We start from the raw sequence: 23,167 nt of genomic DNA, 5'->3' as shown, positions 1-23,167 counted from the left end.
GTATTTTTAAATAGCGAACACCATGGCTGACTATATTGCTTTTGATAATGAGCGTGCACTTAACTATGTTGCACAGTTAAACGAATTTTTTGCCCCAAATGCACAATTAACCTGTAATGAGTTTGGTGATGGCAATCTCAATTTAGTCTTTCGAATTGCTGATGAAAACGGTAACAGCATTATTTTAAAGCAGGCATTACCCTATGCCCGTTGTGTTGGTGAGTCTTGGCCGTTAACCCTTGATAGAGCCCGTATTGAAGCGTCTGTACTTGAAAAACATGGTGCAGTGTGCGAACCATACACAGCAAAAGTACTGCACAAAAACACCGAATTTGCCCTAACCATTTTGGAAGATTTAGGCCACATGGCGATTTTGCGTGGTGAACTAAACCAGGCAACAACCTTTACTAATTTAGGCAGCCAACTTGCAAACTACCTTGCAACCACCAGCTTCTATTACTCAGACTTTTACTTAACACCTGCAGAAAAGAAAGCCTTGGTCTGTGAGTTCACAAACCCTGAGCTGTGCGCCATTACTGAAGACTTATTCTTTGATGATCCATATCGAGCGTCTGAGCGCAATAACTACCCAGCGACACTTGAAAGTGAGATAGAGAAACTTCAGAAAAACACCGAACTTCACGTTAAAGTGGCTAAATTAAAGCAACTATTTTTATCGTCGCCACAAAGCTTATTACACGGCGATGTGCATTCAGGTAGCATTTTTGTTGATGCACAATCAACTAAGGTGATCGACCCTGAGTTTGGTTTTTTTGGCCCAATTGGTTTTGATTTAGGCTCGTTTATTGGTAACTTTTTACTTAATTATTGTGCGCAAAATGCCCGTATTAGTGAAATTCCAAAACGCCGCCAAATGCAAACCTACTTGCTGACGACGATTCAACAAGTGATCAACGAGTTTGCAGAAACGTGGCTTTCACTTGCTAAACAGCATTCCCGTGATTTATCGCTTCAGGCACCAGGCTATGCAGAATATTTTGTCAACCAAATCATTAAAGATGCGCTTGGTTATGCCGGCACTGAACTTGTGCGCCGCACCATTGGCCTTGCCCATGTGTCAGATATTGATGGTATTGAAGATGATGCTGCACGACTGCAAGTACAACAGCAAACATTAATACTGGGTGAGCAACTTATTTTACATGCCGAGACGGCTAACGATAAAGAATCTGCATTTAATCTGATCATTAGCCTCGTTCAGTAAAAATAAGCTCTATAAATTTCAGCCTAAAAAGCCAGTAACCTTGTTACTGGCTTTTTTCTAAAGTGCTTTAGTTTATGTATCTTCCCACTTTAGAGCTCACCTCTAAACGTCTTCATTTCGCTTAAATTGAATAGCTCAAGGTACACAAATTCATCGCTAGCTATGGTTCTTTTTAAATAACCAATGTGCAATTAACAAATTCAAAAACAAGCCGATTAAACGCCCATAACCATGCATAAGCTCAGCTCCCATATTGCCCATTAACATCGCAATAATTTCTAAAAATAGTGGGCTAACTACCGCTAAACTGGCAGCTGCTGCAAAATACACCCAACGCTGGTGCTGTTTAAAATCCTTTTTAATTGCATACTTAACAGCTATAACAAACGTTAAGAAAATCGCTATCGCAACTATTACCAGACTGATATAGCGCGCGCCAAATTCATTAGGCGAAAATACATGATGCATCCACACGCCAGACGCCGCCATCACACATGCAGAAGTAAAAGCAAAGTAACCATTAATTTTATGATAGCGCGGTTTTGTTTGTCTTAACTTTGGTGAAAACTGAAATGGCATTGTAAAAAAAAACACAATACCTGATACGCCATGGCAAATAATCACAAGTGGCATTTCAAAATAGCGCGCGTTAATCATTTCACTGAGTGGCGACTCAATACCACTGCCCATTACTACTAAAGCAACAATAAATACTGCTGGTATTGCAGGAATACCTACAATAAAGAGTAAAAAGCTAACGCCAGCCCAATTAAACGGTGTTTTAAATTCATTTGGTTCTGTAATTATTGCATTTTGGTATGTCATTTTTTAATCCTTACGCCATACGCTAGTTAAGTTAGAAACGATTATGTAAAATACCTAAAGCAATATCGTTCTAATCTGTTGAGAAGAACCAGAAAGAAACAACAAAAACAAATAAGATATTGTTTATAAAGAAATAAAAGGATTTGATTTGCAACCATCTGAGATGTACTTATTTGCGATTAACATTGCAACTCTAACCTTATTAGGCTTTAACGCAAGTTTACTTATTACTAAAAAAGGCCAAAATTTCGGCTATACTTCCCTTTCTTTCTGCTTTATTGCCATTGCAATTGTGATATGCCAACCCAGCTTAAAATTGCTCGCGCCCGAGTGGCGCCAAACTCAACTTATCGTATCGTTACCTGCATTATTAATGATCGCCCCAAGCTTTTGGTTTTACATCAAAAGCCTCACAGCAGAATCGAAATGGACGTTAACCAAACATGACAAATGGCATTTTGCTTTGCCTGTAATCGGACTATTTATTTCACTTTTTACATTAGTTTTACCTAGCGAGATTCAACACGGGCTTTTGGTCGACGGTGATGATGTGGTACTTGAAAGCGCATCCCCCTTCTTACGATATAGTGTGTATACGGGGTTGATTATCACCTTTTTATTGGTGATTGGTTGGGTTATACAATCGGCATTTTATGTGGTTAAAACCATTGTTCGCTTAAACCGCTACCGCGCGCATTTAAAAGACATTTTTGCTACAACAGAACAAAAAGAGATGGGTTGGCTTACAGCACTTGCACTTTTAGTAGGCATTCCTTGGGGGTTATTTGCCATCAATTTAACACTCAATAATTTGCTGTTCCCAAGTGAAATGTATACGCCCTTTTCAAGTTTATTATTACTGATTGCAGTATCCTTTTTAGCGACTTGGGCGCATCGCCAAAAGCCAGGATTTGAAGAAGTATTTGATGACATTAGTAAAGATGATGAACCTAGTGTGTTGTCAGCGAAGCAGAATAAATATAAAACCTCGGCATTAACTGAAGACAATTTAAAACACATTGCAAGAAAATTGGAAAACGCAATGCAACAAGAGCAGATCTATTTAAACGCCGCCTTGTCATTGCCAGTACTTGCAGAAAGTATCAATACTTCATCCAACTATATTTCTCAAACATTGAACGAGCGTTTAAAAGTCAACTTTTTTGATTATGTAAATGGCTACCGTGTAACACATGCTAAGAATGAACTCACAAACAGCAATAAAACGGTACTCGATATTGCGATGGATGCGGGTTTTAATTCTAAGTCAGCGTTTTATAGCGCCTTTAAAAAACACACAGGCGTTACTCCCATCAACTATCGCAAGCAATCAAATGTTGAAAATACCTAAAAAAGCAGCTTTAGTTTTAAAAAAACTATGAGAAGTTAGCTATCAAAGCTTGTAGATTTAAGTTATTTCTAAAGTGAGAGTCGGTTGTGACTTTAAATTGAAACAATACTTACCACAACCGATTTTAAACAACTAGATTTAACAACTATAAGATGCGTTTAATGGTATCCACTACCGTCTGACAATCTTGTCGAGAAATATCTTTATGCAATACCAAACGAATCTGCTCGCCAGCACAAATATTAATGCCTTGTTCGAATAATTTATTAGCAAAGTCAGCAGCCGGTAGTTCACCTAAATATTCTACAAATACCATATTGGTAAATTGATTAATTACCTTCAAACCGTCAATGCTTGCTAATTCATTTGCCAACCAAGCGGCATTTTCATGATCTTCTACTAAGCGTGAAATGTTGTTTTCTAAAGCATATAGCCCCGCAGCCGCAACAATACCTGCTTGGCGCATACCGCCACCAAGCATCTTACGCCATTTATGTGCCTCATGAATAAATTCCTTCGAGCCACACAATACACTGCCAAGTGGTGTGCCAAGGCCTTTTGACAGGCAAATAGACACTGAATCCATTTTTGAGGTGATATCTTTAACCGCAACTTGATGATACGCAGCTGCATTAAATACCCGCGCACCATCTAAATGAAGACCTAAACCATGTTCATCGCAAAACTTGCGAGCATCAGATAAATAAGCCATTGGCAGTGGCTTACCCGATACTGTATTTTCAATAGACAAAAGACGCGTGCGAGCATAGTGGTGATCGTTTGGCTTAATTTTTCGTTTAACCAGTTCAAGTGACAAGCTGCCGTCTTTTTCGAACTCTATTGGCTGTGGCTGAATACTGCCTAATACTGCCGCACCACCGCCTTCATATTTATAGGTATGAGCATCTTGACCAACTATGTACTCATCACCACGTTGGCAATGCGCGAGTAAGGCTAATAAATTACTTTGCGTACCACTTGGGGCAAATAATGCAGCATCATGGCCGGTTAATTCTGCAGCTTTTTGCTGCAACGCATTTACCGTAGGGTCGTCACCAAACACATCGTCACCAACTTCTGCAGCAGCCATAACTTGACGCATTTGCGCGCAGGGTTTCGTTACCGTATCACTTCGTAAATCAATCATAGTTTATCGTTTTTGTAGTTTTAAATATGAGCATTTTTACTCTAGCTTGGCGAAAAGCTAAATACAATTGGATTGAGATAAATACACCTAGTTACTTTGTTTTAAGTAATAGCAGGTGCCTTGCTCTGTAAACCCCATTGACAAATACATTGGCAGGCCAGCTTACGAGGCTAGCAAACTTAAAAGGTCATAATCGGTTTGCTTGGAATACAAAAGTATAAATTGATAGAATAGCTCGCTTTTGATTTTAAGCAGAAAGACAAACGACATTGCAATGTTTCATCTCTCAACTATAAATAAGTTTTTTATAATCAGTCAAAAAGCCCCGTTAGGTGCATTTAATAGCTTGCAAAAGGGTTAAGCTTCACATTGCCAATCAATATTCTTTTTACCTATGCTAACTTGAATATTGTGCTCACCGTATTTATTAATTGACGGCTTAATTGCTTTTTCAAACTTGCGAGCTGTTTTTTCGAATTGTCGCGCATGCAGTTCAACCGCTTCGATATCTTTTTGATTGCTACAAACCACTGCTTGCATATCTTCTGCGATTTACTCATGCTGCTTTATCAGCTTTTTATTAACAATCACTTCATCATTATCTTCTATCACCATCTCACCTGACAAGTTATCCAGCGCAGCTTCATGTTTTGCAAGCGCTTTATCCATTTCTTTTAATAGCTTTTCAATCTCTTTAAATGTCACCTCATTCGCTTTCATTGCGTTATAGGCCTAGATTTGCGTCTGAGTCATGGCGATTTCATCAATTGCCTTACAGCCATCAAAAACGTAGATTTTTAATTGTTCATTTTTTGCAAGGCTCGTTTCATCTGAACTTGCATTTGCAATTGCGCAAGCGGCTAATACGCTTGCACTAATAATTAATGTCGCAATTTTTTCATATCCATAATGAATCCTGTTGAATAAAAATTATTTTATAGTTAGTCGAAAATGTTTGAAAACGTGGCAAAAATATTTTTATCAGTGAAAACAAAATGTAACAATTAAACACACAATAAAATAAACATCACATATTTCGCTCATATTTGTTTGTAAAAATAGTCTTTCATTCACTACAAGGCCGTTTTTATGAAATATTTTGTATCGTTACTTTGTTTACTGATTTTTTCAAACACTGCGCTCGCGAAGAAGCTTGATGTGGGCGTTAATATTCCTGCTGAATTTGGCGAAACATTCAAACGAAAGAAAATAAATTACGAACAGTTTAAAGACCAACCTTTTTATTTACTGGTGTGGGACTCTGGCAATGAGTTTTTATTAAGAGATATTCTACGTCGCACTGATAATTCACCAGCACCTGTTGTTGTAATGTGTTTAGGGCAAGTAAAAGTAGGCTCTCGCCAAAAAGATTACGCCGAATGCGAATATCAAGCGAGCTTGCTAAATAGTGATCGTGTCACCTTAATTAAGAAAAAGCGAAATTTAATAGCAGATGTAGTGAAATTACCAAAGACTGATCATCTCTTTGTAATAGATGAAAAAGGCACTGTAGTGCAAAAAGTAAGGCTAAGGAAACGCTAATTACTAAAAAGTTTATCTTAGGAAAGTAGAAGCGGGGAAACCCGTTTTTTTTACTTATCAAGCTTCATTTATGGGTCATTAGCGTCATTAAGTGAATTTACCATCTTGGAATATTTCTTGTAATACTGCTCTGTATTAATTTTTGATAAGTTATCCCATAAAGTATGAGCCAACTGGAGTTGCTTTTCATAGAACTGATGACTAAACATTAGATAACCAATACTTTCGCTAATCGGAATAGTATTTTCAACAAACCCATCTGGCACACTTGCCATATGACAGTGACTGAGAGATACATTAACGCGCCCTTTAAAAAGCAATTCATGACCTTTAGCCATCGAAGGTACTTCGTAGATTTCAAACCCTTTTGACAGTAACTCACTAATAATGCCATAGCCATTAGGCACAGTTACACTTTTGGGTTTATCAAACGATAAGTTAGCACCATCCCAAAAGACTTCACCTTCTCGATACACTAAACATGTATTGGATATTGAAAAACTTCGCTCATTGTCTAAATTGCCATCTTCAGTCTTAGGGTACTGCGCAATTTTGTCTCTTAAAGGATGATATCTGCCCACGACAGCATCTACTCGACCAAGCGCTAAGTCATTAAGACAACGCCTCCAAGGAAAACGTACAAAATTAATTTCCACCTCTTCAGTGAGGTCAGCTAGCTGCTGCATAATTTCGATGGCTGGGCCAGGTTTTTCAGATGGCACATTTGGTCCAGTGCCATAAAAATGTGGCAAAACAGGCTTATTCTCATAACAATATGTTAATGTTGTTGGTAATTTATTATTGCCATATGCCATCAACGAAAACGCTAAAAACATTACCTGCATACAAATGAATAAAGTAAATCGCATAGCGTGCCTTTAATACGTTAGTATAACATCTATAGTGTAGACTGTTCGTATCAAACAGTGTATTTCATAATGAGAGAAAATAATTTTTTATTACTCATATGATTTCTTAAGTATATGCAATCAAATGGAATTTATAACCTAACAAGTTTTTATTTTATCGACAGATTAAACTTAACAGTTCTTCTAGAAGAGTAAACATAAAATGGTATTTGAAACCTCTCGATTAATTTTGAGACCTTTATTGCACTCAGATTTTGATTTTTTTGCCTACTTACATCAACTACCTGATGTCATGCGTTTTGTATCAGACTTACCATCAATCGAGAAAATACAAGAACGTTTTTATGAACGCATTGGCGATTGGCAAAAAGAGCATAATTCATGGCTCACGCTGACTATGATTGAAAAATCAAATTTTGAGCTTATAGGCGTCACCGGTTTTTTATCTCAGTGGCAACCATTTCAGCAAGCAGAACTGGGATTTTTGATTGACTCAAAGTTTCAAGGATTAGGCTATGGTAAAGAATCAACTTTTAAAATTATCGACTTTGCATTTAATAATTGCAGTTACCACAAAGTCACGGCAACAGTCACCGAAGGAAATGAGGCATCCAGAAATTTGTTAACCTCCCTTGGTTTCCAATTAGAAGGGAGATTGCGTGACAACTATCAAATAAATGGGCAGTGGTGTCATGACTTAAAATTCTCCCTGCTGAGACATGAGTACTTTGCATTAACTAGGTAACGTTGAGGATTAAGATTTTATAATATGAATTCCAAATATAGTAAGCGCAAACCCCCATTTACGCTTACTTAAATTAAATAGTGAAAACTTTATAAGTTAAAGCGTGATGTCGCATCTAACAATTTGTCTGATAAGTCATGTAAGTTAGTGGCTACATTTCTTACTTGCTCAAGCGAGTTTAAGGTTGATTCAAATGATGAATGCATATTTGAAACATTATCAACCACAATCGAAGCCACAGAGGTTTGCTCTTCAGTAGCAGTTGCAATTTGGGCATTCATACCGTTTATTGCCAGTATTTGCTCTGCAATTTTGCGAATAGATTCTCCTGTTTTTTCAGCATTATCAGAATTTAACTTTGCTTTTTCCATCGCAGAATTCATTGCTGATACGGACTCATTCGCAGCTGCAGTAAGCACATTTAGTAAATCTCTGATTTCATTGGTCGACTTCGCAGTTCTCGACGCAAGCTCCCGAACTTCGTCAGCTACAACGGCAAAGCCTCGTCCTTGCTCACCTGCACGAGCCGCTTCTATAGCCGCATTGAGTGCAAGCAAGTTGGTTTGCTCGGCAATAGAGGTAATCACATTTAAAATTTGGCCAACATTTTGTGTATTGTTTGCTAGCTGATCAATCGTACCTGATGCGGCTTCAATTTCATCTCTCAGAGAATTTGATTGCATCACCGATGACTCTATTTGCTTCGCGCTAACTTCAACTTCTTTTTCAGCGCTTCTAGCCGCTTCCGCAGCACTCGCTGCTGAGTTAGAAATATCACCAACACTCAATTTCATCTCTTCCATTGATTGACGGACAATTTCAGCATCATGCGACTGTTGGTTGGTTGCATTTTCAGCCCGTTCCATACCTTGTACTAAACGCGTTGAATTTTCCATTAATGGACTAACAACTGATACCACATTTTCAACCGACTCTTTTAGTAGAGAAATAAACCCATTAAAGTTTTGCGAAACTTGACCTATTTCATCATCGCTTCTTACTTCTAAAGTACTACTTAAACTACCTCCACCATTAGCCAACTGTTCAAGTGAAGAGGCGACATCTTTTGCTGATTGACTGATTGCCTGCGCAATAAAAACCGCTAACAATGTCGATACGACAATAGCAATAGCAATAATACCAATGGTCACTCCAATGGCATCACTTGAGCGTTCGAGAGTATCACTTATCAGGGCTTGAAAGCGTTCATCAGACTTTCTCTGAAAAGACTCAAAATGACTTACTAGCTCTTCATATTTTGCTGTTTTATCTTGTGCCTGTTGTTGAATTTTTGAAAAATCTGCAGTCCCGGAAATCATACCTGATGCAATTTCTTTTGCTATTTTACTGTAGTCCTGCAATAGTTTTATATCTCTGCTACTTGCATCTTCAGGGGAGAGTTGAGAAAGTTGATCTAAATTTTTCTTGATTAATTCTCCTGTTTCATCTGCCTTACCTATCAGCTCTTCATCGCCAAACGTGACCGATTGGGTATAAAGTTCATCTAACTTCTGAACTAGATATTTATTGGCAGTGGCATACTTAACTACTTCATAACTAACGGATGATATTTCGTTAATTGATTTTTCATTATCTACCATTGTACTTCGGCTAACTGCTAAAATCGCTAGCAGCAATAATACTGTTAACCCTGTGATTAAATGTATCTTTTTGTTTATGCTTAAATTACTTATTAGTTTCATCACACCTGTTATTCCTAGTAGATTAACTTTGCTGATTATGTTTTCGTAAACATCAACTATATAAATTGTTGTCTATTTTTCAATTTTTGCTAGTAATTCTATTTATTTAACTATACTTACTTCGCTAATAACGCAAATTAAGCAATTTAGGAAACAATTATGAACAATAAAGTTTTATTAGGTTGTGCATTGTGTTTTGCAGCTTTTCCAAGCTTTTCAGATGTTAATATATCTGGTTTTACTAGCATAAATGCAGGCAAAGTACTCAGTGGCACAGGTGTTCCTCACTACGGTATTAATGAACCTACTTTTCTGGCTGACTATCCTATAGTTAGTGTGTACAACGAAGACATTACATTCAAACCAGAGTCACTTTTTGGTTTACAAGTTACCGCCGATGTCGGTGAAGGTTTGAGTGCAACCGCTCAAATTGTTGCTCGTGGCGCAGATGACTTTAATGCTGAGTTTGAATGGGCATATTTATCCTATGAAATTAACGAGAACTGGACAGTACAAGCGGGTAAAAAACGCTTGCCTCTGTTTTATTACTCTGATTTCTATGACGTGGGTTATGCCTACGTATGGATGCGTGCTCCAGCTGATAACTATACTTGGCAAATATTCAACTATAACGGGATCAACGCACTTTATACTGGCTCTATTGGTGATTGGTCACTATCGGGTAATATTTACATGGGTCGTGAAGACGATAAAGAAAATAAACTGTTATCAGATTTTTTCTTTGGCGCAACGACTCGCGAAATATGGAAAGATATTTTAGGTGGTGTTATTCAAACCAGTAATGATTGGCTTGAAATTCGTGCAACGGCAATGACCTACACCAACCAACGGTACATCGGCGGCGAGCCATCCATGTGGGATGGAAAAGATGAGCGTGATGGAAACTTCTATGGCTTAGCTGTTAACGCAGACTTTGGCGATTTTTTTGTGCTTAGTGAGCTTAACCGTTTAGACCTTGATGGTAACCTAGATACCGCAATGATCACGTTAGGCTACCGCATCGATTCATTCACACCATTTATTTCTTATTCAACCTTTGATCAAAAAGACGGCGATGATGGCGAAAATCATAACACTACCTCATTTGGTATTCGTTGGGATTTTCACTCAAATGCAGCGTTTAAAATTCAGTATGATGACGTAGAAGATAATTCATTTGAACTGGCTGTGGCTGGTGATAGTAAAGCCATTACTATCGGCGTTGATATGGTATTTTAATTGAGGGTAATGCAATGAAAAATTTGATTATTTTAACACTTATTCTTTTTACTTCTTGTTCATTAAGTGCAGCAGTAGATGTTATTGTTCATCCATCAAACGCAAATGCGATTGATGCAGGTGAGATAAAAAAAATATTTACAGGCAAAGCTAAATCTTTTGCTGATGGGTCAAAAGCGTTACCTATAACACAAGCTGAAAGCAACCCTGTGACTGATGAATTTAACCAAAACGTTTTAAACAAATCATCCAGTCAATTAAAAGCCTATTGGTCAAAATTAGTTTTTACCGGCAAAGGTACTCCGCCCAAAGAAGCTGCAAATGATGCTGAAGTTGTCAGTCTTGTTGCGAGTAACCCTAATTTAATTGGTTTTGTGACGCAAGGCAGTGCCGATGGCAGTGTAAAGGTTGTTCAGTCATTTTAACGAGGTGAAGTTATGATTAAATACCGCTACCTGTTTGTACCACTGCTGTTCGCTACAATTGCAGCACCAAGTTTTGCAGATGTTAGAGTCAATGGCTTTGCCTCTATATATGGAGGACAAACACTCAATAGCGATGATTCATTATATGGTTATTCTGATGAATTCGATTGGCAAAATGAAAGTTTATTTGCAATTCAAATCAGTGCCGATGTAATGGATGGACTATCCGCAACTGCTCAGGTAATTGCTCGCGGCAGCGAAGACTTTAACGCCGAGTTTGAATGGGCATACCTTACCTATGAAGTATCAGAAAATTCACAATTAAGTGCTGGTAAAATGCGCATACCATTTTACCGATACTCAGATTTTCTTGATGTGGGTTATGCTTATCGCTGGGCGCGACCACCGAAATCTGTTTATAACCTGAACTTCTCAACTTACGAAGGATTAAGTTATTTGCATAATTCATCCTTCTCAGATTGGGATAGCAGTCTACAGTTGATTTGGGGTTCAGTGGAAACAGAGTTTGCTGCAGTCAGTGATTCTGATTCAGGAAAACTCAAAGATACCTTGGGTATTAATTGGACTTTATCAAACGGTTGGTTGACTGGACGTGTTGCTTACTTTGCCACAGAAACCACAATTGATGTGAGCGGCAGCCCTGCACTCAGTGGACTATTAACAGGCTTAAAAGCCTACGGTCTAAACCAACAGTACAGCAATATCGCCATAGAAGAGGATGACTCTTACTTTGCAGCAGTTGGGTTTGGTATTGATTATAATGATATTTTATTTGACGCCGAATACACACAATTTGAAATTGAGAACAGTATTTTAGCTAAACAGACACAGTATTATGTGTCGTTTGGCTATCGTATGGATTCAATTACCTTAAGTGCAACCTATGAAGGCAATGACGATAAAAATTCAAGTGATCAATATAATCAGGTTCCGCGAACTATATCTGGTCCAGGAGGAGTACAGATCCCGGTTGCAGTGCCAGGGACCAACCCTCCGTTGTATTTGCAAGATGCTACAAACTTAGCACTTGCTTCGCAAACGAGTAAGTCTAACTCTTACTCGTTTACAATACGCTATGACTTTCATCCATCCGCAGCATTTAAAATGGAATACACTCATTTTGAAGATGATTTAAGTGATAGTGATGCTGACTTAGTATCTTTTGGTGTGGATCTCGTGTTCTAATCGTTCTTACTTTTAAGCAAAAGCCCTACTCTCAACAAGTAGGGCTTTTTTCATATCTGTTTCGTTATTACTAGCAGATCTCACCTTCGATGTTCAATGATTGTGGCTCTTTATTAGGCTTAGCATAACTTAAGCGCCCTATTCGCTCTGTTGTGTGATAGCTATCAAGGCCTGAGATCGCAATGGTATCAAGCGCTTCAATATCAAGATAACCGTCTTTGCAAAGAGCTGTGTCTGGCACAATAATATGGGTTATTTCACCAATTACTAATACAGTTCCATTTATTTCAAGCGGTTTTATTTCACGTAATTTAAGGGCAAATTTGACTTGTGATTCACCGACAAATGGCGCTTTTATGCCGTTTTCAAACTGCTCTGCCAGTGCAACTTTTTCAAACTCTGATTCACTTTCGTCGTAACGCGCCGATGTTTGATGGGCTTGTTGCCAAATAAGAGAATTCACGTGATTAATGGTATATGCACCTGTCGCTTTTATATTACTTAACGTGTCTCTAGGCACAGTATCTGGGCGGATGATCATACCCATTAGCGCAGGATCTGCGCCTAAATGAAATACTGAGCTGACGATCGCCAAGTTGGTTATGCCAGATGCGTTTTGTGTGCCTATTAAATTTGCACTTTTAAAGCCAGATAAACTATTAATTAGCCGTGCGCGTTCGCGCTGTTCCATCGCTTTAATATCATCTTGGGTAATGTGTTTTATCATTGCATTTGCCTAAAAATCATTTGTTCTGCTATACGCTTAAACACAAGTAATCGATTACAAATTTTCAAGGTTTTGCAGTAAAAAATTTGCGCGAGTAAGCACCTTTTCGCGTTCATTCTGTGGTTTTTTAAGCCAGTTGCTTAACACCATTTTAGTGCGTGGATTTTTGGTAAAACTATCTTTATGTTTATCCATAAATTGCCAATACAGAGAGTTAAGCGGGCAAGCATCATCCCCCACAGTGTTTGCTACTTTATAATGGCAATCACTGCAATAATCACTCATTTTTTTAATGTAATTTCCACTTGCCGCATAGGCTTTCGAACCAACAATCCCGCCATCGGCAAACTGGCTCATCCCCCGCGTATTAGGCATTTCTACCCACTCAAGGGCGTCGATGTAAATGCCTAAATACCAGTCATCAACTTCATCTGGGTGAATACCTGCAATTAAACAAAAATTACCCGTTACCATTAAGCGTTGAATGTGGTGAGCATATGCAAAGTCAAGTGATTGCGTAATCGCATGAGACAGGCAGCGCATTTTGGTGTTTCCACTCCAAAACCAACTAGGCAGTGGCAAGTTAGCATCTAAGGAATTAAGCGATGCGTAATTGGGCATATTGGCCCAATAAATACCGCGCACAAATTCACGCCAGCCTAAAATTTGCCTAACAAAGCCTTCTACTTGGGCAATATCTATGTCGTCATTTTGTTCAAAGGCCTCTATGGCAGCATTCACAACGCTATGGGGGCTTATCATTTTTGCATTAATGGCAAACGATAACCGCGAGTGATATAAACTCCAGCCTTTATCCTCACCAAACTCAATAAGTTTGCCTGTCATTGCATCTTGAAATTGACCAAACTTCGGCAATAGCGCTTTACAGAAAAAAGCGAGCAACTGCTTTGCTTGGCTGCGATTGATTGGCCACAGTAATTGTTTTTCCGCTTTACCTATGGTTTTAATGCCATGTCTTTCAATGCGCGCCAGAATATCACTGACATCATTAGCAAATACTAGTGGCTCAGGAATATCGGCAAGATCACTTACTTTTAACTTATTGCGGTTTTGACTATCGAAATTCCACTGCCCTGTAAGGGGGTCATCGCCATTCATCAATACATTAAATTCCAAGCGCATTTTGCGATAAAAATGCTCCAACCGGTGTTTTTTACCTTGCTTGAAATAACTAGCTAACTGATTATCAACCAAATAAAAATGCTCGGTATCAAATACCTTGTAGTCGATAGAAAGGGTTTTACAGTAATCAGTTAGCTGGGCGCGTAAACGATACTCATCCGGCAGTTGATAGCAAAAGGTATGAATACCGTGCTGTTTAATCAAATGATTTAATAAGTCGGGTAAATCAGCATACTTTTGCGTGTCGTCTAAAGTTAAGTAAATCACCTTTTGGCCAGCTTTTTCTAATGCGCTCGCAAATGCCTGCATTGCCGCAAAAAACGCCGATATTTTTTGAATATGATGGGTGGTATAACTCGCTTCTTGATGTAGCTCTGCAATCACATACGTCACATTGCGCGACTTTTCTTTAAACCAAGAATGCTGTGCATTAAGCTGATCGCCCAAAATTAAACGAAGCTCACTGGTCATTATGCTTTCCTTTTTGTCGGTTACCCGCACAGCGTTTAGAGCAATATTTCACATTGTGCCAATCTCGCTGCCATTTTTTTCGCCATGTAAAGGGGCGTTCACACACTTGGCATATTTTTGTTTGTAGTTGTGATTTCTTCACTAACTTGGCCTTACGTGGCGATTAAGTAACCGCTTACTTTCAATCACGACTTTTGGCTTTTTACGCCATAACCAAAGTAACGCTTGTGCATCTTTATAGCTTTGTTTTACATCAACAATCGGCTCAGGATAATCCTCACCCAATGTAAAGCCATACATCATTTGTTCCATTTGTGATAGCTGCCAAGGGCTATGGATCAATGGCGCTGGTACTTCACAAAGTTCAGGCACCCACTTTCTAACAAAGTCGCCCTTTTCGTCTTTTTCTTCCCCCTGTTTTACGGGGCTATAAATTCGAATGGTATTAATACCTGTCACACCCGCTTGCATTTGAAATTGACTGTAATGAATACCGGGCTCGAAATCTAAAAATAAACTGGCAAGATGCGCTACACCTGCACGCCAATCAAGCTCTAAGTGATGACACAAAAAACTCACTAACATGGCGCGCATGCGAAAATTTATATAGCCAGTTTCAATTAGGCAGCGCATACAGGCATCAACCATGGGAATACCAGTTTGCCCCCTTTTCCAAGCATGCAATCTTTGCTCGGCTACATCACCTGTCACCCGCGGTAAGTCGTCATACCCTTTGTTAACGTGGCGAAACTCCATTTCGCATTCGTTTTCAAATTTCTGAATAAAGTGACAATGCCAATGAAGTCGCGATGTAAAAGCAACTAGGCTTCTTCGCCAGCCGGGCACTTGCCAGTGACTGAGTACCGTTTGATAAACTTGTCGTAAGCTAATATTACCCCACGCCAAATAAGGCGATAATCGCGAGCAATGAATTTGACTTAAGCTTGGGCTTGAAAGGTTAAATGCATACTCTTTACCGCGAGCGGTAAAAAAATCATATAGCACATTAAATGCTTCTCTTTCGCCGCCATTTTGGAACTGCCCCTGAATATCTTGATAGCGCGTTTCAAAGTGTGGCAAATGACATTCAAACTCAATATTTTTAAACCAGTTAACTTCGTTTAAATCAAGAGTCAAACAAGTCGCACGCATTACCTGCTGCCAGTTTTCATCCCAATGAGTACGATGAGTTAATCCCCGTTGCACCGCCCCTAAAGGGGTTTCATGCCATATTATTTGATTGCTTTTACACCAAGTAGCAAACGCTTTATCACGACCAAAGGTGTTATCAAGGCCAATTTCTTGATGAGAAAACACCTGCGAGATAGCGTATTTAAGATTAAGAGCTTGAAATACCGCTAAAGCGTCCCCCTTTGCGACATACAAAGCGCCTTTTGGCAACTTGTTTGCCATATCGCGTAGTGACTGTGAAACAAATCGCCAATGGCGCTCAGAATAGTGCGCATCGTCAAGCAACATGTCTTCAAAACAGTACACCAATAATACTGGTAGTCCCGTATTTGCTGCTTCAAACAGTGGCGCGTGATCAGACAGGCGTAGGTCACGTTTTAACCAAATAACTGCGATGCTCATTTAAGTTACATCGCTTAAAATTGGCCAATCTGCCGCATCATTAGCATCAAGCAAAGAGCCAAGAGCTGAGCCCTGCCACTTTCGAATAAATTCGCCTTTTGCATCAAACAGCTCGGTTTGCTTTTCAATATCGAAATGCCGCCCGCCTCGCGGATCAACACCAACGCCTGCAATGTACTGCCAATTACCCCAATTTGATGCCACATCAAAATCAATAAGCTGTTGTTGAAAGTAAGCAGCACCATAACGCCAATCAAGCTGTAACTCATTTACAAAACAACTTGCCGCAATTTGCCTGCCACGATTTGACATATAACCGGTAGCATTAAGTTGCTTCATAAGTGCATTAACTAATGGGTAAGGTGTATTACCGCTACACCATTTTTGATATCGCTCGGCAAAAAAGCTAGTAAGAGGTTTTGTATCTCTGAGGCCTGAAAACGTATAAAGTCGCTCACCCAACTTTAAGCTAAGCCATTGAAAGTATTCACGCCATAACAGTTCAAACTTGATCCAATAGGTTGATCCATTGGCGCCGTCTGATTGTTCATATTGTAATAACGCATGCCAAATTTGCCTTGGCGATAAATTACCTATCGCTAAATAGGGGCTGAATTTTGTCGAGTTGTGCCAACCATCTAGCTCATTACGGGTTTCTTTGTAAGTTTTTGCCGCGCCACTATTTAGATAACTCACCAAATGATACTTTCCTGCGTGTTCCCCTGCAAAAAAAGGCATTTGATTGGGCAATAAATAAGAAGTATCAATACTTTCCAAGCATTTTAACAAAGCAAAGTTGTTTTCAATTTTGATTGGCTTAGGTAAGTGTTCGGGTAAAAGTTCGCTTTCTGATAGTGTTGGTGTAGCAACGTCTAAAGAACTTTTTTCAACTTTGTTGCGAAATTTACTAAAACTACCAGACATACAATCAAGCTTGTCAATTTGATGCTTTGTGAATAGTGTGTGTTGCCAGAACTGCACAACATTCACTGCTGGAAATGTGTTTTTAAAGTGAAGGACTTGTCGTCTTTCGTATTCACCCACTTGCTCTGCAACCACCAGCTGAGTAATCGCATGAGCTTCTATAAACTCACTTACAACGGCTTGCGGCTTGCCTTCTAACACAATCAGCTGATACCCAATGGCATTAAGCTCATCGGCAAGTTCTTGTAAGGCATTTAAGATAAAGCGCGTTTGATTATCACCGAGCAATTGACTGTGATAATTGTTAGCTATTTTTGTACTGGGGTCGAGCACATAAACAAGAGCAATTTGCTCACTGTTTTTCAGCGCATATTCAAGCGCAGCGTTATCGCTTAAGCGTAAATCGTGGGTGAACCAATAAAGAGTATTGAGCACTTGCCATTACCAATTTGTTAAACACAACTTAATATTTAATTACGTTTGCCTAGCCAAAATAGTTCAAATTGAAAAAGGGGGTATTAGATTTAGAAGTACCAAGGCTTAGTTTGCAGAAACTGACACCATGCTCAACCTGAATACTGACATTTTTATTAATTTGTTGCCATTTTCAGTAAAAACATAATAGGCATAACAGCAATCCGTTAGATGAATTGAGTCGCTCACGACTTGCTTAAATTTCGCTATATTGGCATCACGACTCAGTTACGCAAATAAGCCTAGCAACAACATCTCTTGTATTTGTTATATATTAAGTTAAAGCCTGATGAGAGTTCATAACTATTCTTACATCATCTGGGTGTAAGAATAAAATTAATAATGTAACACCTTTGATATGCCTTACTGAATACAGATTATGAAAAAATCTTTAAATTCAGATTATTTTCTAAACAGTTTAACAGCTACTGAATAGCACTAAACTGTTTCAAGTTTGCAAAGTAAACTCTGTTTCTTTAGCAAAAATTAGCTCGTTTCTGTTGGTAACAAGTTTATCATTTTATTATCTTGCTGAGATGTTTAGATCAATTTTCTCTACCAGCCTTCTAAACAAGGAATGAATCAGTCGTTGTTACAATCAAGCCATTGAGCGCTACGATAGTATAAGTCCTTTTAAATTAAAGAAATTACACAGCTTATAATGTATTAATCATCACCACTTAAAAGCCCACCGTGTCATTGTAATTTAACCAAATTCACAATGTTAACCTATTCACATTACTGCGAAATCGCGACATAGGTTGTGCCTGCGTTAAATTCACTTCGGATATCATAAATTCATACATCATTGTGATTGGCGGCGTGATTACTGGTGGCTCAAGCGTCATTTTGTCGTTATCGTCATCCCCACAGGCAACAAGCGCAAAATATGCTCTTGGATCAAAATTTTACTAAGCCTAATATTACCCCACTAATTACTTCACAGTGACTGTTACTTTTGTAATCTTGTTTATCCAACGGTGAACGGTAACATGTAAATAAACACTAGCACCTTAAGCTCTTTTATATCTATGGTTTCTGCGGTGCATGTGGAAAAATCCATTCTCTTCGGTAGTGCTAAAACCTATGCCATGTTCATTGGTAGCAACCTTAGGAGATGCTGGAATACCGAGCTCTCCCTGTGCCTGAGATCCATTTTTTACTAACTTATTATTGGCTTCTTTACCATCAACCAGAAGCACCAACCATGGCCCACTTACCTACTTGCTCGTAGGAAAGATGTTGGTAAATATTTTCGTCTATTGCTGTAACTTTTAACTCAAATTGTGCTGCGCTTGCCAGCATAGGTAATGCGAGCAAAGAGTAAAAGATGTGTTTCATATCAATTTAATGCTTTTAGTAGCTAACTAGATACCTAAATTAAGGTAATTTAAGTGTTTAAAAATAATAGGGTATATAAATTGAGCGAAAATTAGCAAGAAAGTTAAACACTCACTATGTGTAATATTTAAAAAGTTAACTTACCCAATGTTAGAAGTTTATACCGTTTGGTGTAATCGTACTGATGGTATCATTCATAGCATCAATAAATGCTTGATTTGAAAACCCCTGTTTTTGAAAATCTCTTGCATAGCCAATATGTGCAGACTGCGACGAAATAACTTCTTTCACCACAAAGTCACGTTTAAATTCTGTTTGATAATGGCCAAACACTTCGTTAAGAGTGACTAACGTTGATGTTTCATCATTAATGTAACAATCAATCCGACGTTTTATTAATTTTTCAACATTATTCACTGTACTTTTATTGGACGCTAATATTATGCGTCGCTTGGTAATTGCCGATTTATATTTTTCATTAAGCAATAAATATCCTGAGTTAATACCTAACCTTAACGCAGGACGAGAACTAGGTCCTTGGATAAAAACTTGCTCTAATGGCACATCGTTGTGACAATAAACTACGACTTTTTCAAAGCCGATAGGAGAGGAATATTGGACAATGAAAGGCCGACTTTGAAAATGAATGTAAGGTGGTATAAGAGCAAATTCTTCTCCACTTTCAATTAACTTTAATGCCCGCTTCCATGGCACTGGCATTATACTTATAGTGTATTTTTCTTGCAGATGGTGAGAAAGCTTCTTTAAATAATCTATATAAATCCCTTTTAAAACACCGTTTTCAACATAACTATAGGGAGGGTAATCATCATCAGCTAAAATACGTACTTCCTGACTATCAGAAGCAAATAAATTAGCAACCCAGCACAATAGAAGGCCAACTATCACTAAAGAGATTAAGCATTTTTTCATGCTTTTAAAAAGCCCACTGTTGCGAAAAATCATAACGAAAACCAATTGAAATAGCCCGGGTATCTTGGAAAACATCAAAATCTTTTATTAAATACTCTAAGTGGAAGCGTAAATTTTCCCTGGGTAACCACTCCAATGTAAGGTTCGTGCCTTGATGGCTGTTACTTAGGAGTGATGGCATACCATCATCGAAATCAAAAAAGCCTACTTTTGCACGATATAATGGATGAAAATGATACCCGAGAGAAACATCAAGCGTAGAGCCACTTTTTCGATTACTGCGCTGATAATCAACATATTGATAGGCAATCGCTGCATATAGTTTTTCAGTAATATCGAGTGCGGCCATACCTGCTAACACTTCCGTTTTACCTACTTTGCTTTGTTGCCCATTAAAATCATTCCGCGTCGAAAAAGTTAGCGCTAAATGCAACCCACTACGACTATAACCTAACCCCATATTTATAAAATCGGCAAAGTCATCGCCAGCATTTCCATCAAACTGGCCACCAATCATAAGTTTAAAGTCGTTAAATTGATTTTCATAAGTAACAAGGTTATTTATAAAAAATGGACTTTCAACATCATAAGCAAATGGACTACTGCGATGATTAAAAATATCCACATATTCAGCAATTAATGTGTATTGAGCAGGTCTTTGTTTTCCTAATCCAAACTGACCTATTGGTGACTCAACGGCCACATATACCTGTCTCGCTTTTCCAAAATCACCATTATTACCTAAATCAATACTCCACTCCCCATGGGCAATCGCTTTCCAGTTTGGCTTAATTTGATAAGTTGATTTAAAACCCGCATGAGATAAGGCATCCTGAATATCCCAAAATTTATCATTATGAACTTCATTATAACCGTACGTTGGTCGCAATGTAGCATATAGCTTTATTGTACTGTCATCATTATGATTTACGTTTACATCTTCTGTTTTAACTGCCTGTTTATCACTTGAGTTTGAGACTGTCTGTTGAGTAGCTTTTGCTTCTAGGTCGGCCAACCGCTTTTGCAATTCAACTAATTGCTTTTTAATTGACTCAATTTCACTCACTTGATTGGTATTTGCCAACACTTCATTACAAAACAAAGAAGATGCATAGAACAGTAAATTAAATAGTTTCATTGCTTTATTCCTCAATATCGCTAACTAACTAAACAACACCCCCATTTATTTAACAGAAGAAAGCTCGTTACACCTTAAAACGGTCTAGTATTTGCTTCTGTTCTTGGATACTACTCGCTTGTAACTCAATTGACTCGCTAGCTTGATGCGCATAATTAGAAACATTGACAGAAATATCACGAATCCTGACTGTATTTTCATTAATCTCCTCCGACACTGAACTTTGCTCTTCAGCTGCGGATGCAATCTGTGTATTCATATCATTAATTAATATAATTGCAGCACAAATTCTATCGAGTGCTTTTTGAGTATTTTGCGCTTGCTCAACAGTTTCTTTTGCCGCACCTTGGCTGGATTTCATGGCTTCAACTACAGTTTTTACACCCGACTGCAATTGATCAATCATGGCACGTATTTCCGTAGTAGAATCTTGTGTGCGTGAAGCAAGTGTACGGACTTCGTCCGCAACTACTGCAAAACCCCGCCCTTGTTCGCCAGCTCTTGCAGCTTCGATTGCGGCGTTAAGTGCAAGCAAATTAGTCTGTTCAGCAATTTCATTAATCACTTGTAAAATAGATTCAATGTTATGCGTTGCATTCTCTAATACCTCTATATTACCAACTGCGTGCTCTATACGTTTTGATAATGTATCAATCAGGGAAGTTGTTTGTTCTACAATTTGCACCCCCGTCTGGGTTGCGTTATCGGCTTCTTTTGTTGCCTCAGCTGCATTTTGTGCGTTATTGGCTACCTCTGAGGCAGTAACGGTCATCTGATTCATTGCCGTGGCAAGTAAATCAATTTCCTGCAGCTGCGACGATACAGCAGAATTTGAATCTTGCATCCCTTGTTGCGACACTTGCATACTGCTTAACACATCGTCGCCAGTCGATTTTAGTAACTTAATTTGCGCTCTTAAGTTTTCTTTGAACTGGTTAAACCCACTAGCAAGCTTGGCAAACTCTTGATCTGTATCGGTCGATAGTCGTCTTGTTAAATCCCCTTCACCTGAAGCAATATTTTCTATCGCATTATTTAACGCATTAAGCGGCCTTAACAGCTTATTAATGATGTATTGAAGTACTAATACACTAATAAATAAAGCGACAATACTGATAACAACGACTTGATTTCGCATGTCGGTTGCCGCTTTGTAGGCAATCCTTTCATCAAGTAGCACGCCAATGTACCAATCTTGCTTTGGAATTTTGGCAAATCTTAAATTAAATTCTTCGCCATCCAGTATTGGACGATCAATTCTATCAACTTGAATCGTTGAATTAGGTAAAAAATCACTCATATTTTTGCCATTTTTACTGGCATCAGGGTGAGCAATTACCACACCACTTTCCGATACAATAAAGATATAACCAGCATCAAATAAATTTACTTGATTCACTAAATCAGATAGACCAGACAAACTCAGATCGAAAAATATTGCACCGATAAACTCATTGGCTTTCAACAGTGGCGTAGCAACTGAAATCAAAATTTCACCCGTAGCTGAATCAGCATAAGGCTCAGTGATAATTAACTGCCCTTCTTTTTTGGCCTTTATATACCAAGGTCTAACCCTTGGATCCCACCCTGGCCCGGGCTCCCAATCGGGATCACTTTTAAAGTTTGAACCATCAGATTCATAACCCCCTCCGATCAACAAAAATTCGTGTTTTATTTCTGGAACACGAATGACACTAGTAATGTTCTGATGGGATGGATCTTGCTGCGCTAACGAAGTGGCATAACTGGCAATGGCCTTTTTGCCACCCAATTCAGAAGAAACGGTGTTTTTAACGCCATGCACTATATCTTCGATACTTTCTTCGATGGTGGTTTGAAGTTTTGACTTGATAGAAAAATACTCAACGGTACCTAGAAATGCGATTGTAATAATGAGTAAAAGTGATGATGCAATTGATACTTTATGTACAAATTTCATAACATTCTCAACCAAATGTTTTCGACATAACTAAAAATGCCCAAGCAAGCTATCACTTAAACACATTTTATTGATGCCTTTAACAATAGTTGATAAATTTCGTTTTTTCCTAAAACTAGCCTCTTTTTATTGGTCTAGCCACTTTGATACTAGAGCATCAGAAGATAAATTTATTTACGACAGAGAGACTAATTAATTACCACTTGT

At 38.4% G+C, this 23,167-nt stretch carries 22 protein-coding genes; 7 read left to right on the top strand and 15 right to left on the bottom strand.

The window, feature by feature from the left end; genetic code table 11:
* The first annotated feature begins 22 nt into the window (after positions 1-22).
* Positions 23-1,225, top strand: coding sequence for an S-methyl-5-thioribose kinase (gene mtnK, locus ABYD77_RS06975; RefSeq protein ID WP_372768343.1), 1,203 nt, complete (start codon positions 23-25; stop codon positions 1,223-1,225).
* Between the two features lie 156 nt (positions 1,226-1,381).
* On the opposite strand, the gene ABYD77_RS06970 is transcribed toward mtnK, so the two are convergent.
* Positions 1,382-2,050: a DUF2306 domain-containing protein gene (locus ABYD77_RS06970; protein ID WP_372768341.1), complete on the bottom strand. Its 669-nt coding sequence runs from the start codon at positions 2,048-2,050 to the stop codon at positions 1,382-1,384.
* Positions 2,051-2,198: 148 nt separating this feature from the next.
* Between ABYD77_RS06970 and ABYD77_RS06965 the strand changes: the two genes are divergently transcribed.
* On the top strand, positions 2,199-3,401 hold the full coding sequence (locus tag ABYD77_RS06965) for a helix-turn-helix domain-containing protein (protein ID WP_372768339.1): 1,203 nt from the start codon (positions 2,199-2,201) through the stop codon (positions 3,399-3,401).
* Between the two features lie 145 nt (positions 3,402-3,546).
* Here ABYD77_RS06965 and ltaE read toward each other — a convergent pair whose 3' ends face one another.
* The 3 genes from ltaE to ABYD77_RS06950 all read right to left on the bottom strand — a co-directional run bounded on the left by ltaE (position 3,547) and on the right by ABYD77_RS06950 (position 5,268).
* Positions 3,547-4,548, bottom strand: a complete 1,002-nt coding sequence (ltaE, locus tag ABYD77_RS06960) for a low-specificity L-threonine aldolase (RefSeq protein WP_372768337.1) — start codon at positions 4,546-4,548, stop codon at positions 3,547-3,549.
* A 357-nt stretch (positions 4,549-4,905) separates the two neighbouring features.
* Complete coding sequence (locus ABYD77_RS06955) at positions 4,906-5,088, bottom strand: hypothetical protein (RefSeq protein ID WP_372768335.1); 183 nt, start codon at positions 5,086-5,088, stop codon at positions 4,906-4,908.
* 12 nt (positions 5,089-5,100) lie between these two features.
* Positions 5,101-5,268, bottom strand: coding sequence for a hypothetical protein (locus ABYD77_RS06950; protein ID WP_372768333.1), 168 nt, complete (start codon positions 5,266-5,268; stop codon positions 5,101-5,103).
* A 369-nt stretch (positions 5,269-5,637) separates the two neighbouring features.
* On the opposite strand from ABYD77_RS06950, the gene ABYD77_RS06945 reads away from it, so the two are divergent.
* On the top strand, positions 5,638-6,090 hold the full coding sequence (locus ABYD77_RS06945; RefSeq protein WP_372768331.1) for a hypothetical protein: 453 nt from the start codon (positions 5,638-5,640) through the stop codon (positions 6,088-6,090).
* 68 nt (positions 6,091-6,158) lie between these two features.
* Here the strand turns inward: ABYD77_RS06945 and ABYD77_RS06940 are convergent, their stop codons facing one another.
* Positions 6,159-6,959: a hypothetical protein gene (locus ABYD77_RS06940; protein WP_372768329.1), complete on the bottom strand. Its 801-nt coding sequence runs from the start codon at positions 6,957-6,959 to the stop codon at positions 6,159-6,161.
* 202 nt (positions 6,960-7,161) lie between these two features.
* On the opposite strand from ABYD77_RS06940, the gene ABYD77_RS06935 reads away from it, so the two are divergent.
* Positions 7,162-7,704 (top strand): GNAT family N-acetyltransferase, encoded by a 543-nt coding sequence (locus tag ABYD77_RS06935; protein ID WP_372768327.1) that lies wholly within the window; start codon positions 7,162-7,164, stop codon positions 7,702-7,704.
* 89 nt (positions 7,705-7,793) lie between these two features.
* Here ABYD77_RS06935 and ABYD77_RS06930 read toward each other — a convergent pair whose 3' ends face one another.
* Entirely contained in the window at positions 7,794-9,407 is a 1,614-nt protein-coding gene (locus ABYD77_RS06930; protein WP_372768361.1) for a methyl-accepting chemotaxis protein, read from the bottom strand.
* A gap of 159 nt (positions 9,408-9,566) precedes the next feature.
* Here ABYD77_RS06930 and ABYD77_RS06925 point away from each other — a divergent pair, with 159 nt between their 5' ends.
* Genes ABYD77_RS06925 through ABYD77_RS06915 form a run of 3 tightly spaced genes read left to right on the top strand, consistent with a single transcriptional unit; the run spans position 9,567 to position 12,277 of the window.
* Positions 9,567-10,646 carry a porin gene (locus tag ABYD77_RS06925; protein WP_372768325.1) on the top strand — a complete coding sequence of 360 codons (1,080 nt, stop codon included), beginning with the start codon at positions 9,567-9,569 and terminating at the stop codon, positions 10,644-10,646.
* Positions 10,647-10,660: 14 nt separating this feature from the next.
* Positions 10,661-11,071, top strand: a complete 411-nt coding sequence (locus ABYD77_RS06920; RefSeq protein WP_372768323.1) for a phosphate ABC transporter substrate-binding protein — start codon at positions 10,661-10,663, stop codon at positions 11,069-11,071.
* A 15-nt stretch (positions 11,072-11,086) separates the two neighbouring features.
* Positions 11,087-12,277 carry a hypothetical protein gene (locus ABYD77_RS06915; RefSeq protein ID WP_372768359.1) on the top strand — a complete coding sequence of 397 codons (1,191 nt, stop codon included), beginning with the start codon at positions 11,087-11,089 and terminating at the stop codon, positions 12,275-12,277.
* 70 nt (positions 12,278-12,347) lie between these two features.
* Here ABYD77_RS06915 and ABYD77_RS06910 read toward each other — a convergent pair whose 3' ends face one another.
* The 9 genes from ABYD77_RS06910 to ABYD77_RS06870 form a co-directional block, all read right to left on the bottom strand.
* Entirely contained in the window at positions 12,348-13,004 is a 657-nt protein-coding gene (locus ABYD77_RS06910) for a flavin reductase family protein (RefSeq protein ID WP_372768321.1), read from the bottom strand.
* Positions 13,005-13,058: 54 nt separating this feature from the next.
* On the bottom strand, positions 13,059-14,618 hold the full coding sequence (locus tag ABYD77_RS06905) for a cryptochrome/photolyase family protein (RefSeq protein ID WP_372768319.1): 1,560 nt from the start codon (positions 14,616-14,618) through the stop codon (positions 13,059-13,061).
* On the bottom strand, positions 14,608-14,760 hold the full coding sequence (locus tag ABYD77_RS06900) for a DUF2256 domain-containing protein (protein ID WP_372768317.1): 153 nt from the start codon (positions 14,758-14,760) through the stop codon (positions 14,608-14,610). The genes ABYD77_RS06905 and ABYD77_RS06900 overlap by 11 nt, the downstream gene beginning before the upstream one ends.
* On the bottom strand, positions 14,760-16,211 hold the full coding sequence (locus tag ABYD77_RS06895; protein WP_372768315.1) for a deoxyribodipyrimidine photo-lyase/cryptochrome family protein: 1,452 nt from the start codon (positions 16,209-16,211) through the stop codon (positions 14,760-14,762). The genes ABYD77_RS06900 and ABYD77_RS06895 overlap by 1 nt, the downstream gene beginning before the upstream one ends.
* Positions 16,212-17,570, bottom strand: coding sequence for a DASH family cryptochrome (locus ABYD77_RS06890; RefSeq protein ID WP_372768313.1), 1,359 nt, complete (start codon positions 17,568-17,570; stop codon positions 16,212-16,214).
* A 1,227-nt stretch (positions 17,571-18,797) separates the two neighbouring features.
* On the bottom strand, positions 18,798-18,950 hold the full coding sequence (locus tag ABYD77_RS06885; RefSeq protein WP_372768311.1) for a hypothetical protein: 153 nt from the start codon (positions 18,948-18,950) through the stop codon (positions 18,798-18,800).
* 150 nt (positions 18,951-19,100) lie between these two features.
* On the bottom strand, positions 19,101-19,916 hold the full coding sequence (locus tag ABYD77_RS06880; protein WP_372768309.1) for a substrate-binding periplasmic protein: 816 nt from the start codon (positions 19,914-19,916) through the stop codon (positions 19,101-19,103).
* Positions 19,888-21,021: a porin gene (locus ABYD77_RS06875; RefSeq protein WP_372768307.1), complete on the bottom strand. Its 1,134-nt coding sequence runs from the start codon at positions 21,019-21,021 to the stop codon at positions 19,888-19,890. Before ABYD77_RS06875 ends, ABYD77_RS06880 begins: the two co-directional genes overlap by 29 nt.
* Positions 21,022-21,088: 67 nt before the next feature.
* Positions 21,089-22,960, bottom strand: coding sequence for a methyl-accepting chemotaxis protein (locus tag ABYD77_RS06870; protein ID WP_372768305.1), 1,872 nt, complete (start codon positions 22,958-22,960; stop codon positions 21,089-21,091).
* Positions 22,961-23,167: the final 207 nt, after the last annotated feature.

Source organism: Pseudoalteromonas sp. (assembly GCF_041629635.1).
Taxonomy (GTDB): domain Bacteria; phylum Pseudomonadota; class Gammaproteobacteria; order Enterobacterales; family Alteromonadaceae; genus Pseudoalteromonas.
The sequence above is the reverse complement of the archived record's forward strand: the minus strand, read 5'-3'. Positions and strand labels throughout refer to the sequence as shown.